The sequence below is a fragment of the Pseudomonas faucium genome (assembly GCF_021602585.1).
Lineage (GTDB): Bacteria > Pseudomonadota > Gammaproteobacteria > Pseudomonadales > Pseudomonadaceae > Aquipseudomonas > Aquipseudomonas faucium.
In genome coordinates this window covers 1-255 of sequence record NZ_BQIP01000080.1, presented here as the reverse complement: position 1 = coordinate 255, position 255 = coordinate 1, and the positions used below count along the sequence as shown (strand labels likewise).

The window sequence follows — 255 nt, the reverse complement described above, 5'->3', positions numbered from 1 at the left end:
TTCCCCACGTTAACGTCGGCACTATCGGCCACGTTGACCACGGTAAGACCACTCTGACCGCAGCTCTGACTCGCGTCTGCTCCGAAGTTTTCGGTTCGGCAGTCGTTGAGTTCGACAAGATCGACTCGGCTCCGGAAGAAAAAGCGCGCGGTATCACCATCAACACCGCTCACGTCGAGTACAACTCGAACATTCGTCACTACGCTCACGTTGACTGCCCAGGTCACGCTGACTACGTGAAGAACATGATCACCG

Annotated in this window: 1 protein-coding gene; it reads left to right on the top strand. The window is 55.7% G+C overall.

Annotation, left to right across the window (positions count from 1 at the left end; genetic code table 11):
* The coding region (locus L6D75_RS27245) for a GTP-binding protein (RefSeq protein ID WP_236193983.1) at positions 1-255 on the top strand (255 nt) is incomplete at both ends.